Annotated in this window: 9 protein-coding genes and 1 pseudogene; 9 read left to right on the top strand and 1 reads right to left on the bottom strand. The window is 31.8% G+C overall.

All coding sequences use genetic code 11. The features are described from left to right. Nucleotides 1-275 precede the first annotated feature (275 nt). The 7 genes and pseudogenes from FOT98_RS12775 to FOT98_RS12745 all read left to right on the top strand — a co-directional run bounded on the left by FOT98_RS12775 (nucleotide 276) and on the right by FOT98_RS12745 (nucleotide 11,346). Nucleotides 276-854, top strand: coding sequence for a recombinase family protein (locus FOT98_RS12775; protein WP_071742533.1), 579 nt, complete (start codon nucleotides 276-278; stop codon nucleotides 852-854). 46 nt (nucleotides 855-900) lie between these two features. Next, nucleotides 901-3,069 carry a DNA topoisomerase III gene (locus FOT98_RS12770; protein ID WP_071742531.1) on the top strand — a complete coding sequence of 723 codons (2,169 nt, stop codon included), beginning with the start codon at nucleotides 901-903 and terminating at the stop codon, nucleotides 3,067-3,069. A gap of 177 nt (nucleotides 3,070-3,246) precedes the next feature. Then, entirely contained in the window at nucleotides 3,247-3,924 is a 678-nt protein-coding gene (locus FOT98_RS12765; RefSeq protein ID WP_131801184.1) for a hypothetical protein, read from the top strand. 163 nt (nucleotides 3,925-4,087) lie between these two features. Beyond that, a complete protein-coding gene (locus tag FOT98_RS12760) occupies nucleotides 4,088-5,821 on the top strand; it encodes an ATP-dependent nuclease (RefSeq protein WP_144291066.1) in 1,734 nt (577 codons plus the stop codon). Continuing rightward, on the top strand, nucleotides 5,811-7,343 hold the full coding sequence (locus tag FOT98_RS12755) for a UvrD-helicase domain-containing protein (protein ID WP_084638346.1): 1,533 nt from the start codon (nucleotides 5,811-5,813) through the stop codon (nucleotides 7,341-7,343). Before FOT98_RS12760 ends, FOT98_RS12755 begins: the two co-directional genes overlap by 11 nt. A gap of 394 nt (nucleotides 7,344-7,737) precedes the next feature. Continuing rightward, nucleotides 7,738-9,750: pseudogene (gene topB, locus FOT98_RS12750) on the top strand (DNA topoisomerase III); the annotation flags it as partial. Nucleotides 9,751-10,098: 348 nt separating this feature from the next. Next, entirely contained in the window at nucleotides 10,099-11,346 is a 1,248-nt protein-coding gene (locus FOT98_RS12745) for a DUF4153 domain-containing protein (protein ID WP_063260206.1), read from the top strand. A 126-nt stretch (nucleotides 11,347-11,472) separates the two neighbouring features. On the opposite strand, the gene FOT98_RS12740 is transcribed toward FOT98_RS12745, so the two are convergent. Then, the gene (locus FOT98_RS12740; protein WP_063260207.1) at nucleotides 11,473-12,438 is read right to left on the bottom strand and encodes an arsenic resistance protein; all 966 of its coding nucleotides are present in this window, start codon (nucleotides 12,436-12,438) and stop codon (nucleotides 11,473-11,475) included. 293 nt (nucleotides 12,439-12,731) lie between these two features. Here FOT98_RS12740 and FOT98_RS12735 point away from each other — a divergent pair, with 293 nt between their 5' ends. Together FOT98_RS12735 and brnQ are read left to right on the top strand one after the other, a co-directional pair. Beyond that, nucleotides 12,732-13,424 carry an FMN-dependent NADH-azoreductase gene (locus FOT98_RS12735; protein ID WP_061676831.1) on the top strand — a complete coding sequence of 231 codons (693 nt, stop codon included), beginning with the start codon at nucleotides 12,732-12,734 and terminating at the stop codon, nucleotides 13,422-13,424. 234 nt (nucleotides 13,425-13,658) lie between these two features. Further along, the gene (gene brnQ / locus FOT98_RS12730; RefSeq protein WP_061676832.1) at nucleotides 13,659-15,017 is read left to right on the top strand and encodes a branched-chain amino acid transport system II carrier protein; all 1,359 of its coding nucleotides are present in this window, start codon (nucleotides 13,659-13,661) and stop codon (nucleotides 15,015-15,017) included. Nucleotides 15,018-15,133 lie beyond the last annotated feature (116 nt).

The following is a 15,133-nucleotide window of genomic DNA, read 5'->3' as shown; positions in this document are numbered from 1 at the left end:
TATAAAACCGCACTTACATTAGTTATGGAGAACTATATCATATTTGGATAAAGTTATTCAACAATCGGGCGCTTTAATGGAGCAACGAAAAAAGTCCAATTTTTCGATTTTATTGAGAAATTGGACTTTTTATATTTACTTATAGTGCAAAATAGCGTTTAAAAAGTGTGCAATTTATCTCTTAAATTCACATAAAGAAAACTAATGTCTAGATAGAATGTCTAGAAATTAAGTGCTAAAATAGTAATGTCAGAATTGCTTAGGGGAGGCTTTAAATGATTTTAGGTTATGCACGAGTAAGTTCTGAAAAACAAAGTTTAGCTCGGCAATTAAAGCAGTTACAAGAATATAAATGTGAAAAAATATATCGAGAAAAGACTAGCGGAACTACAGCAAATCGAATCGTGCTACAAAAAATGCTAGGAGAGCTCCAAGAAGGAGATATAATAGTAGTTACGGATTTAACACGTATTACGCGTAGTACCCAAGACTTATTCTCTTTGTTGGAGTTAATTAAAAATAAAGGTGTTATTTTAAAGAGTTTAAAGGATACATGGTTAGATATGTCCAGTGATAATCCCTATAGTACATTTTTATTAACAGTCATGGCAGGAGTTAATCAATTAGAGCGTGACTTAATAAATACGCGTCAAAAAGAAGGGATTGCTATCGCGAAAGAAAAAGGGAAATATCGTGGCCGTGTGAAAAAATATCACGAAAAAAATAAATCTCTTCTACATGCAATTGAGTTGTATAAACAGGGAGAAAAAACAGTAAAAGAGATATGTGATATAACTAAAATTGGAAGAGCTTCATTTTATCAATATTTGAGAAGTAATAATATTACAAGATGAAAATGTAAAAGAGATGTGCTCTAGGTTTAAATCAAAGGAGAAAGACATGAAATTAATAATCGCTGAAAAACCAGATCAAGGTGCTAAACTGGCAGCGCCTTTTTCGCATAAAAAAAGAAATGGGTATATTGAAATAGCTCCAAATGATGTATTTCCTAAAGGAGCATATTTAAGTTGGGCAGTTGGACATTTATGCGAATTGATTCCACCTGAGGAATATGATCCAAAGTGGAAAAAGTGGAGTTTAAATACTTTACCCATTATTCCGGAAAAATTTAATCATAGAGTTACAAAATCAAAATGGAAGCAATTTAACATAATAAAGGAATTAGTTCATCACAATGAAGTTAATGAAATTATAATAGCGGGAGACGCCGAAAGAGAAGGGGAAGCTATTATTAGGCTAACATTAATGTTGTGTAGAAATAATAAACCGATGAAGCGCTTATGGATATCTTCATTAACTCAAAATGCGGTTACAAATGGATTTGAAAATTTGTTAGATGAAAAAGAAACTAGAAATCTTTACTATGAAGCATATAGTCGTTCATGTGCAGATTGGCTCGTTGGTATGAATGCTTCACGTGCATATACACTTTTATTACAGCAAAAAGGTATTTCAGATGTGTTTTCAACAGGACGAGTTCAAACACCGACACTTGCTTTGATTGTTAAACGCGAAAAGGAAATTGAGAATTTTAAGTCTGAACCTTTTTGGGAGGTTAATGCCAAATTTAATATGGATGGTAAGGTCTATATGGGGAAATGGCATAAAGATAATGACTCGAGAATAAAAGAAGCAGCTATGGCTCATAAAATTGCACAATTTTGTAACGGAAAAGATGCCGAAGTTCACGAGCTTGAAAAAGAAAGAAAGGAATTTCAGCCACCATTTCTATTTAATCTCTCCTCACTACAAGCTGAGGCAAATAAAAGATTTAAATATTCGCCACAACAAACGTTAGATATTGCTCAAAAGTTGTATATTAAGGGGATTATTTCTTATCCTCGTTCAGATTCAAGTTTTGTGACCAAAGAAGAAGCATCAATGTTTCCGGATATTCTACAGAAAATAAGTAATATTGAGGCATATAGTGCATTCTTTCCATTACCGTTTTCTTCAATTATGGAAAATAAACGTTACGTAAATGAGAAAAAAGTAACAGATCATTACGCTATCATTCCAACTGAACAAGTAACGGATCCGTCAAGATTATCTGGAGAAGAGCAAAAAATATATGATTTAGTTATTAGACGATTACTTGCGGCACACTACGATAAAGCAATTTTTGATTATACGACAGTTAATACACTAGTTGACGGTAGAGCAACGTTTATATCTAAAGGGAAAGAAGAAATTCAATCTGGTTGGCGTAAAGTTATTTTTGGAAATAAGAAAGAAAAAAATAAAGACGAGGACGAACAAGATCTACCTTCGTTAGAAAAAGGAGAACAGGGTATTGTTCAGGAGGTAACAGTAAAAGAGGGAAAAACACAACCTCCTAAGCGATATACAGAAGGACAACTTATTACGTTAATGAAAACGGCAGGTAAATATTTAGATAATGAAGAGTTAACAAAGGTTTTAAATAAGACAGAGGGACTAGGCACAGAAGCAACTCGAGCTGGTATTATAGGCGTTTTAAAAGATCGTAAATATATTGAGGTTAAGAAGAACCAAGTATCAGCCACCGACAAGGGGAAACTCTTAATAGATGCCATTGGTGATAGTATTTTAGCTTCGCCAGAGATGACAGCCAAGTGGGAACAAAGATTAGATGAAATTGGAGATGGAATTGCATCTCCAAGTGTGTTTATGGAACAAACGAAAAAACTTACACTCAAACTTATTGATGATGCGAAAGAGCAAAGTGGAGGATGGGATTTTCAACAATTTGATCTTACGCAATTTCAAGGTAAACCAGGTTCAAAAAAGAAATCAGCAATGGGAACAAAAGTTGGGAAATGTAAAAAATGTGATGGAGATGTCGTTGACAAGTCTACTTTTTACGGATGCTCGAATTATTCTACAACAAAATGTGATTTTACAATTTCGAAAAAAATATTAGGAAAGACAATCTCACAGAAGAATATGAAAAAATTATTAAATGGTGAACAGACAGATTTAATTAAAGGATTTAAGAAAAGTGATAAAACATTCGATGCGAAGTTAGGATGGAAAGATGATAAAATTAATTTTGTGTTTGAGAAGTGAGAGAAGGGTTACAAGTATTTGTAACCCTTTTTTAGGAAGGTAAAGAAATAGCACGCTAACACAGCTTTAGAATAGAACACAAATTTTCCTTATGGTTGGTGGATTAAGTAAGGGATATTAAATTTATTGATATTTGTTTAGTTAGGATTTTTGAATTATATGAAGGGAATGAACGTTTTGAGTATAGAACAATTACGTGAAGATATTAGACATGATTTTAATTTTGAAATAAAGGTAGTAAGTATTGAAGAGGGTAATAATAATTATGGATTAAATGAAGATAGCCCAGCCCAATTAAGATACAACTATGAAAGTAATTTGTGGACAATAGTTTATTTAGAGATTTTAGGTGAAGAGGAAAGAATTGAGGCTGAATCCCATGAATTAGGACATCTTTTGTTTTTAAGAGAAGAGACCAAGATAGTTGGACTAGGTACTGATAAAGATGAGTTGTTATATTTGATTGGACAAATTAATAATTCATTACCACACAAATATATTATTGAAACTTTAGACGAAACTTATAATTTAACAAGCAATTTGCATGTTAAATTATTATCTAATTCCTTAAATTTCTTTCCAGTACGAATTGAGGAAAAATGTGGAGATAGAGATTATTTAAATGCGATAGGAATTAGATTGTTTGATATTAATCGAACGGTTGATAATAAAGAATTTATCATCGAACAAATTGCAGCTTTAAATAATCATGTTTTGATGGCGTTTACATATGCGAAAGAAATACTTTCTCGAATTTCACCACAAACATCGATTATTGAACAAAAAAAACTGATAAGAGATTTTATGGATAAATTACAATATAGGGAAGATGTAGATTACTATTTTTACGAATAAATTATGCTATATGAATATACTTAAGTAACCATATGCTTGCATCATAAAAATAAAAAAGATATTTGATAACTTGCTCATTGGTCTTTAATATTGGATAGCATTGAAACTAATAATATTGTAGATATGATTTTCATTTTTATAACTTGAAAGGAAGATGTTTTTAATGAAATTGAAAAGCTTAGAAGTAAAGAACTTTAGAAACTTTGAAGAAATAAAAGTGGGAATGTCTAACCAAAGTGTTATTTTTGGTATGAATGATGTAGGGAAAACTAATTTGTTATTTGCACTTAGATTTCTTCTAGACAGGGATATACGTAAAAATGGTTTTGTTAAATCCGATTTTCATTTGAGTGATACAACTAAAAAAATAGAGATTTTGTTAGAAATAGACATATCTGATTATGAGGATGAGGATACGAAGAAAATTGTTTCAAAAGTAAAAGGTGCTAGAACAACAGAAAATCTTGATACTTTTTATTTTAAATTAGAAGGAGAGTTTGAAGAAAAAGAGCTATTTGGTAATCCCATTTTGCTATGGGGAAATGATTTGAAGAATCTACAGATGATACCACAGAGAGGGGATTTTTCGGATCTAGATAGGGTATTTAAAGTTGTATATATAGATCCAACAATAGAATTGGATGGAATTTTTAAAAAGAATAGGAAGAATTTATTTGATGAAACAAATAAATCTGCAAAAGATATCCAATTATCCGATGATATACAAGAAAACATTAGGGAGTTAAATAGTAATATTAGCAATATGGAGATGATAAAAGCAGTAGAAAAAAATCTCACCAAAAATTACAGAGCGCTAAAAGATGAAGAAATTAATATTGAATTGAAATCTGAATTAGTTGTTAATGGTTTTCTAAATAATTTAGTTCCCTATATAAAAAGAGATGGTGATAAAAACTATTATCCTACATCTGGAGACGGAAGAAAGAAATTACTTGCATATTCTCTATTAAACCATCTGACTTTGCAAGAATATCAAGATAAAATTGTTATTTATCTTATTGAAGAACCTGAAAATAGTTTACATAGATCCATGCAAATTGCATTATCTAAACAACTTTTCTGTAATAAAGTATATGATTATTTTATTCTCTCTACTCATTCTCCAGAATTACTTTATGAAATGGATAATACAGAGCTTATTAGAATTAGTTTTATAGGAAAAGTTGAAGGTTATTCATATTTATATAATGTTAATGATGAGTATTCGAAAGTTAAAAAGAAATTAAACAAATCATTAGCAGAAGCGTTGTTCTCAGAGAGAGTGCTATTAATAGAGGGACCTTCTGAACAAATACTTTTTGAACGTATATTAAGTGATGTTAAACCTAATTATGAATTAGAAGGAGGATATTTATTAGTTGTAAATGGTATTGCTTTTAATACGTACATAGAAGTATTTAAGAAATTGGGAATTGAGTGTTTTGTAAAAACTGATAATGATTTGAAAGCAAAAACATCAGATAAGTCGATGCATGATTTAATTGGTCTAAATAGGTGTCTTGAAATTGTGGGTGAAGAGAAAAAAGAGGCAGTTCAAATAGTTTATACTGATGGAGCTACTAAGAAAGATAAAAAAATTCAACAAAATGAGGAAAAGAAGAAAATAACTAATGTTTATAAAAAAGAGATTGATTCATTGAAAGATAAAGGTATTTACTTATCTGGAATAGATTTAGAGCATGATTTACAGGAAGCATTAGGAGAGAGAATGTCGGAAATTTTAGGGAAAACAGACCCAATAAACTATCTTCAAAATAAAAAACTTTATAATATGGTGGAATTTGTTGAGAAGATGGAAGAAAAAGATTCAAAAACTATTTATAGTCATCCATTATTTTGGTGCTTAAAAAAAATGTGTGGTGAAAATGATGATTAATGATAGCGAAACAAGGGAGCGTATTTTATTAGATAACAACAGCTTAGTCATTTTGGCTAGTGCAGGATCTGGAAAAACCACAATAATGACAGAGAAAATAAGAAGAGATTTGAAGGCTGATAAAAGTCATTACACTGTTGCAGCAATAACATTTATGAGAAAGGCTGCAAAAGAGATAAGAAGTAAACTTGGGAAAGGCTATTCTAATGTTTTTGTGGGGACGAATGATTCTTTTGTGGAGAAAGAAATAATTTTTCCTTTTATTTATGACGTATATCCAGATGTAGGAAATTTTTCTGTGCGTTATGATCAGAATTTTAATTCGTATAGTGATGGTATTAAATTATTAAAAACGGAAAATATATTAGGTGTATATGGTACCGATGTGAGAAAAAAGAATTTCAAATTTGACCTTGCACTGGATGTGTTAACAAAATCTAAAGCAGCTGCACAGTATTTGAAGGCGAAATATTCTAAAGTGTTTATTGATGAGTATCAAGACAGCGACCAATCAATGCATAAACTCTTCATGTTTTTAATAGATGAGTTAAACATCAAGTTATTTATAGTAGGAGATGAAAAGCAATCAATTTATAAATGGAGAGGTGCTTACCCTCAGAATTTTATAAGTTTAGCAGCTAATGAAAAGTTTAATTATTACCAACTAACTAGGAATTTTAGAAGTCATATTGATATTCAAAATTTCGCGAATTCGCTAAATAAAAATACCTCAGAAAATATTGAGTTACAAGATGAAGTTCAGAGTGTTGTTCTAGTGAAACCAAATAATGAATTAACACGTGTTGATACTGTTATAAGGCTTATAGAATCTTCAGAAATTGATATTGAAAAGGAGATTACAGTAATAATAAATGTAAATACTGAGATAACAGATTTTGTAACTGAAATAAATAACCTCGGATATAATTTTTTATGTGTTCCTAAAACACCTATTGATGATTCATTTGTTAATGGGAACTTTCTTCACGAGTTAGCTTCTTATTATTTTAATGAAGATATTAATGAATATGATTTAATAGAGGCATTAATAGGAAACTATACAAATGATCAAATGAAAAAATTGAAAGATATACTAAAGGATTTTAAAGTTAATAAACACACTGATAAAATTTTAGAAGAAACAATTCTTGATTTGTACAATTTTTTTGAAGTCACGATTAATATAGAAGAGATTGGAGCTTTGACACAAACTTTAGAAAATGAGGAAAATAGTATAGCATTTAATAATGCTAAAATTAAACATAAGGTTATGACAGTATTTTCTTCAAAGGGTTTAGAGTTTGAGCAAGTGATTAGTTTTTCTTCATTTTATTTTGGGAAAAATCATTATGGATATTACGTTAAGAGATTTGAAGATCATTATGTTTGTATTACAAGAGCGAAAGAAAAATTTATTATGGTTAATGAAAGTGTTGACTATGGTTTAAACGTTAATGGACTGATAGAAGAGAATACAGGATTATCAATAATCAATCTAATGAAGGCGTATAAAATAGGCTAAAGTTTTTAAATTAAATTATATGTGAAGAAGAAAGAATAAGAAGTGTAACAAGAGTCGGTGCATTTCAGTTTTAATAATAAGTAAGTGTTCTTTATATTTTATAAGCATGTATAAACTATTTTTATGGGATAAAAGATAAAAAGCATATCTTTTGAGGAGCGTATATTGAAAAGGATAATTATAATTAAGAAATCCTTGTATATTAAAAGTATTATTTAAAGAAAAAATATTTAGTGAATATCATGGTTTTTATAACAATATTTATGTTTAGGATATTTAAGGTGTCTAATTTTAGTGATAGTTTAGTAGGGTAGGATATTCCTTATTTTCTGTTAGATATTGAAGTAATAAATTTTGCTATATAAAAGTTTTACAGAAAATAAAAATATATAATAGTGTATTTCATTTGGCGCAGTTATGTAATCCAGAGCATTATCACGCAGAGTGGAAAAAATGGTCACTTAATACGTTACCAATGATTCCAGAGCGTTTTCAATTTGAAGTAACAAAGTCAAAGTATAAGCAATTTAACGTTGTGAAACAGCTGTTACATAATCCACAGGTAACAGAAATTATTCACGCGGGCGATGCCGGGCGTGAAGGGGAATTGATTGTACGAAATATTATTAACCTTTGCAACGTGCAAAAGCCGATGAAGCGTCTTTGGATTTCATCTTTAACGAAACAAGCTATATACCAGGGATTTAAAAATTTACTAGATGAAGCAGATACAATTAATACGTACTATGAGGCGTATACAAGGTCGTGTGCGGACTGGGTTGTTGGTATGAATGCTTCACGTGTCTTTAGTATTTTGCTAAAGAAAAAAGGAATGAACGATGTATTTTCCGCTGGTCGTGTACAAACACCAACGTTAGCGTTGATTGTAAAGCGTGAGAAAGAAATAGAAAACTTTAAGTCTGAGCCATTTTGGGAAGTGTTCGCAACCTTTAATATAGAAGGAAAGAAGTATGAGGGGAAATGGGAGAAGGATAGTGAATCCCGCTTACAAGACCCTGATATGGCAAATAAAATTGCGGCATTTTGCCAAGGGAAACCGGCTGTAGTAAAAGAAATGAAAACGGAGCGTAAAGAGTTTCAGCCACCGTTTTTATTTAATTTATCAGCACTGCAAGCGACAGCTAATAAAGCTTTTAAATTTTCACCAAAAAAGACGCTAGATATAACACAAGCACTATATCAAAAAGGGATAGTTTCTTATCCTCGTTCGGATTCTAACTATGTTACACAAGGAGAAGCAGCGACGTTCCCTGATATTTTGCAGAAGTTAAGTCAGTTTGATGAATATAAAGGCTTATTGCCAGCACCAATTGAATCGATTATGAATAATAAGCGTTATGTGAATGAAAAAAAAGTTACAGATCACTACGCTATTATTCCGACAGAGCAAGTTACAAATCCAAGCAAACTATCAGGTGATGAAAAGAAAATTTACGATATGATCGTAAGAAGACTGATTGCGGCGCATTATGAAGTAGCAATCTTTGACTACACAACGATTACAACTCTTGTAGATGAACGGGCTGAATTCATTTCAAAAGGAAAACAGCAAATTCAAGAAGGTTGGCGTAAAGTTATTTTCCAAGATGATAAAGATGACGAAACAATTCTTCCAATTGTCGCAGAAGGTGAACAAGGGAAAGTTGTAAAGGTGAAAGTGAAAGAAGGAAAAACACAGCCACCGAAGCGTTATACAGAAGGACAACTTATTACGTTAATGAAAACGGCAGGTAAGTATTTAGAGAACGAAGAGCTTGAGAAAGTGTTAAAGAAAACAGAGGGTTTAGGTACGGAGGCAACTCGCGCTGGAATTATTACGATGCTGAAAGACCGTAAATATATAGATGTGAAGAAGAACCAAGTGTATGCAACCGATAAAGGGAAAGTATTAATTACCGCAATTGGAGACAAAATACTAGCTTCACCAGAAATGACAGCGAAATGGGAGCAGCGTCTTGCGGAAATCGGCGAAGGCACAGCATCACCAGCTACATTTATGGAGCAAACGAAAAAGCTATCAGCTAAAATTATTGAAGATGCAGTGGAAATGTCGGAGAAATGGGATTTCACTGGATTACATGTTGAGTCGATTGAGCGAAAAGGATCGAAATTTACAACAGGTAAAAAGGTAGGTAGCTGCAAAAAGTGTGATGGCGATGTGATTGATAAGTCAACGTTTTACGGTTGTTCTAACTACAACACGACACAATGTGATTTTACCATCTCAAAGAAGATATTAAGTAAAACAATTTCGCAAAAAAATATGACAAAGCTCCTAAAAGGTGAAAAGACCGATTTAATTAAAGGTTTTACAAAGGGCGAGAAAACATTTGATGCGAAGCTAGAGTGGAAAGATAATAAGATTAATTTTGTGTTTGAGAATTAAGTGGTTTTAACAAATAAAAGGTTAAGTTTGAAAAAGCATGACAATTTTATGTCATGCTTTTTTATTTTGTATGCTAACGATAAAAAATATTTGAAAAGATAGTATTTAAATAGGGCGTTTATATTATCTTTACCATTTATTTTATATAAGAGGAAAAAATAATTAAGAGAAACTGAGAGTAGTTTATACAGATTTTTGTGGAAATATGCAATAAAAATATCATCTTAAATAATAAATATTTATTGTAAAACGATAAACTTTATATTAAAATCAAAAACATAATAAATAAGTGTGGTGCTTTTTTGAAAAGGTAACAACTTTATTTTTTTAATTAGAGGAGGTATAAATATGGACAGTAACAATTTGATTATTGAAAATATGGATAACCCTCATGAGTTGGAGAGAATGTATAGAAAAGACCCAAAAGCTTTTAAAAAGTCATTCTCACAAGCATGGGATGAAAAACCTGATTCTCAGGTGCTAGCAGCTTGGTATGAAAGGTTGCATTTCAAGGAGACGGAAAATGCAGAAAAAATATCGCTGTTTCAAAAAGGTTTCTTATTCATGGGCATGTTAGCTATTCTAGCTGGGCTAAGCACTAGAATCATTTTCCACTTTGTCGAGCAGGAAGCAATTGCTCCAATTAACCTAGCTTTTGGTGTAATTCCTTTTATTGCTGCTTATTTTATTTACAATAATACTCCGAAAAAAAGTATTATTTATTTCCTTGCAGCGTTGTTCCTAATTGCCGGGTTGTATCTTAATATGTTGCCATTAAATTATAAAGACAGCAGTATCCTTGCTTATTTACATCTTCCTATATTGTTATGGGTCTTATTGGGACTTGCATTTACGGGAAATGAATATTCAAAAGGCAGTACAAGATTAGCGTATATTAAATTTAATTTAGAATATGGTCTTCTCTACGCGAGCATGGCAGTGAGCGGAATGATATTAGCAGTTTTCACCATGAAGTTATTTAGCTTCGTTGACTTGGATATAGGAGAATTCTATTTTAGTAATGTTGTATTATTTGGAGCTGCCGCTCTCGCTGTAGTGGCTGCATACTTAGTATCATTGAATCTTAAATTTGCTAAAAATATTACACCATATATAGCTAAAATTTTTAGTCCTCTCGTCCTGATCACATTGTTTATTTATCTTATAACGGTAATTTTGGTCGCGAAAAATCCATTCTTGGATCGTAATTTCCTCATGTCCTTCAACGTAATACTACTTGGTGTATTGGCTGTTACTATATTTTCTATCGTTGAGAGTGAGTCAGACGAGAAAAAGAGCATTTCAGATTATATAAACGTTGCCTTAATTGCTTTGGCACTTATTATTGATACTGTAGCTTTGTCAGCTATCGTATTTAGACTTTCTTCTTACGGGATTACACCTAATAGAATTGCTGTTTTAGGTGTAAACATACTGATCTGGGCAAATCTTATTTGGATTATGTTCTCCTATATGCGTTTTCTACAAAACAAATCAGGACCGACAGCTATCCAAGACGCCGTTACGAAGTATTTGCCAATCTACGGACTTTGGGCAGCTTTCGTAATATTTACTTTTCCTATAATTTTTAATTAGAAAGACTTGGTTAATGAAACGACAAGTTAATTTTCTATAGCGCAAAAAATTCTTAGAGCTGATAATTATCGTTACTTCTATGATTTCTCGACAATAAAAAAACGTCCTAAAGTAGGACGTTTTTTGTTATGTATATCGCTGTTTTTTCTTAATAAACAACAACACTTGTGAAACACAAGCAAGTACTGGCAGTTCAATCAACGGACCAATAACGAGTGCAAGCGCGATAAGAGGTTCGTCTGGAAAAGCCGTCACGGCAATAGCGAGTGCAACAGGTGAGTTTCTTGCTAATGTTGTTAAGTTTAGACTTACTGTATCTTTATAAGATAAACGCATTATGCGTCCGATAAATTGTCCTAGTACAAAATTAATAATGAAGAACAATAGAACCGGAATGAGTAATAGTAAAACGACATTCATATTTTGTAGTAAATATTTTCCTTGTGATGCAAACATCGCTACGATTGCTAAACTTAAAAATACAATTTGAGCAGAGCTGAAAAACGGGATGAGTTTATTCTCGAGTGTTTCAGCTTTTTTCATTTTATTCATAATGAATTTTGTAGCGTGTGCAAGTATAAATGGTAAGACGATTACGATAACAATACTTTCTACTAAAACAGAAACAGCTACAGTCTTCATGACACCAGCAAATAAAAATAAATAAATGGGAAGGAGTAGTACTTGCAATATTAAATTTACAGGCAAAATTGCAGTAGAAAGTGCTACATTTCCTTTCGCTATTTCAGTAAAGATTAAGTACCAATCTGTACATGGAGTAACCATTAACATAATAAATCCAACCCAAAGTGCCGGATGATCTGAAAGAAATAGTGCTCCTAATCCCCAAGCGAGTAAAGGTGTCAATAAAAAATTAATGGTAAGGCTCGTTCCAGCGAATTTTAAATTACGAAATCCATTTTTTATTTCTTTCAATGGAATGCTGAGGAATAATCCATACAGCATGAAAAATAAGAAGGGGACAATAAATTGCTCTGCATACATATGTATCAAATTAAATTGTCCGAGTACGATGCCGCATGTAACAGCAAAAAGAATAATAAAAGTTTGAATCTTTTCTATAGTGCTCATGAGTAAATCCTTTCTAAATATGAATTGCCCTCTCTACATTCATTATACAAACAAAAAAGTACAATGGATGTTTAAATTGTATTTGGGTTTTATTTTTAATTCGAGATATTATTTTTTATTTAAAGTTACTTGACTAAAGTAAGTGATTTGTATTACAATCACTTACATAAGGTAATTAAATAACAAAAAGTTTTGGGTGTCTTTACTTAAGGTATCAATTGGAACTTTTTATTAGAATAAGAATTTTTATGATGATGAATAATGAATATGATAAGAAAGTTTAGGTGAAGAAAATGGGATTATTTAGCTCGTTATTTGGTAAAAAAGAAGAAAATACAAAAGTAGAGGGGAATAAAACAATGTCAAAAGTATTATTTGTAAAAGCAAACGATCGTCCAGCGGAGCAAGCAGTTAGTTCAAGAATGTATGAAACATTTGTAAGTGCTTATAAAGAAGCGAACCCAAATACAGAAATTACGGAGTTAGATTTATTTGCATTAGATCTTCCGTACTACGGAAATATCGCTATTTCAGGTGGATATAAACGTAGTCAAGGAATGGAATTAACAGCAGAAGAAGAGAAGGCTGTAGCAACGGTAGATCAATATTTAAATCAGTTTTTAGAAGCTGATAAAGTTGTATTTGCGTTCCCGCTATGGAACTTCACAGTGCCAGCACCATTAATTACGTATATTTCATATTTATCTCAAGCTGGAAAAACATTTAAATATACTGCAAATGGTCCAGAAGGTTTAGCTGGTGGTAAGAAAGTCGTTGTATTAGGTGCGCGAGGTTCAGATTATTCTTCAGAACAAATGGCTCCTATGGAAATGGCAGTTAATTATGTAACAACTGTACTTGGATTCTGGGGAATTACAAACCCAGAGACGGTTGTAATTGAAGGACACAATCAATATCCAGATCGTTCACAACAAATTGTTGAAGAAGGTTTAGAGAACGTTAAAAAAGTAGCGGCGAAATTTTAATTGATAATAAATGTAAAAAACCAACATGGATGACCATGTTGGTTTTTTAGTCTATTTCTATGTTAAAAAATATATATTTATAAAATAAAAGAAAAGTTTGAAAATAGTATTGCAAAATATTATATTTCAAACTATAATGAGGTCAAGAATAGTTGATACTTAAGTTAAATATTCAGAAAATTCAATTAGTTAAAAATGGAAATGAGATAAAAGGATTGGAATGGAGGTTATATTATGACGAACAAAGTACCGTTTTCGTTCATAGTAGTTATTGGTTTAATGTTATTCGCACTATTTTTTGGAGCAGGAAATTTAATATTCCCGGCAATGCTTGGTCAATCGGCAGGAGAGAATGTATGGATTGCTAACGCTGGATTTTTAGTAACTGGTGTTGGTTTACCGTTACTAGGAGTATTAGCATTTGGTATTTCAGGTAAAGAGGATTTACAATCGTTAGCAAGTCGCGTGCATCCAGTATTCGGAATTGTATTTACGACAGTTTTATATTTAGCAATTGGTCCGTTATTCGCTATTCCGAGAACAGGCAGTGTTTCTTATGAAATTGGTATTAAGCCGTTCGTGACAGAAGGTTTCAGTTCTACAGCACTTATTCTTTTTACAATTGTATTCTTTAGCATTACTTGTTTTTTTTCGCTAAATCCCGCGAAAATTGTCGATATTGTAGGGAAAATCTTAACGCCAATTAAATTAACGTTCATTGGAATTTTAGTAGCATTTGCTTTTATTCATCCAATGGGAGAAATGCAAGCACCTGCAGAGGCGTATACATCACATGCGTTCTTTAAAGGGTTCCAAGAAGGTTACTTAACAATGGATACGTTAGCATCATTCGTATTTGGTATCATCATCATAAATGCGATTAAAGAAAAGGGCGCAAAAACGAAAAAAGATATTATGATTGTTTGTGCAAAAGCAACACTTATTGCTGCATCTATTTTAGCAATAATCTATTCAGCACTTTCATTTATGGGAGCTTCAAGTGTTGCAAAACTTGGCCACTTAGATAACGGTGGTGCAGTATTAGCAAAAGTTTCAAACTATTATTTCGGGTCATACGGCGGAATTATATTAGGGATTATGGTTATAGCAGCATGTTTAACTACTAGTGTTGGACTAGTCTCAGCTTGTTCTTCATTTTTCCATAAGTTATTCCCAAGCGTTTCATATAAAAAGATTGCAATTGTATTATCAGTGTTCAGTGCAGTTGTTGCGAATGTAGGTTTAACACAATTAATCGCAATTTCTGTTCCAGTATTAATCGCAATTTATCCATTAGCAATCGTATTAATTTTCTTAACACTCCTTCATCCATTGTTTAAAGGACGAGCAGAAGTGTATCAAGGTAGCTTATTAATAACATTTATTGTAAGTATGTTTGATGGATTAAATGCAGCTGGTATGAAATTGGCAGTAGTGAACGATATTCTAACTAAGTTACTTCCAATGCATGAAGTTGGACTAGGTTGGATTTTACCAGCACTTATTGGTGGACTAATCGGATACGGCATTAGTATTGTGAAAGTAAAAAATGAAGTTCAACCAACAGCTAGTGCGAATAAGAAAATAGGGTAAATAAAAAAGTTATAGAACTTTAAAATGTACCCTATAGAATAGACACTTGAAAAAAGTCTATTCTATAGGGTATTTCTTGTATAATAAAAGGAAAATCGGGATCGGAGAATGTTAAA

The organism is Bacillus sp. HY001 (assembly GCF_007558965.1).
GTDB lineage: Bacteria > Bacillota > Bacilli > Bacillales > Bacillaceae_G > Bacillus_A > Bacillus_A mobilis.
Note: the sequence above shows the minus strand (reverse complement) of the source record. Positions and strands in the feature narration are given on the sequence as shown.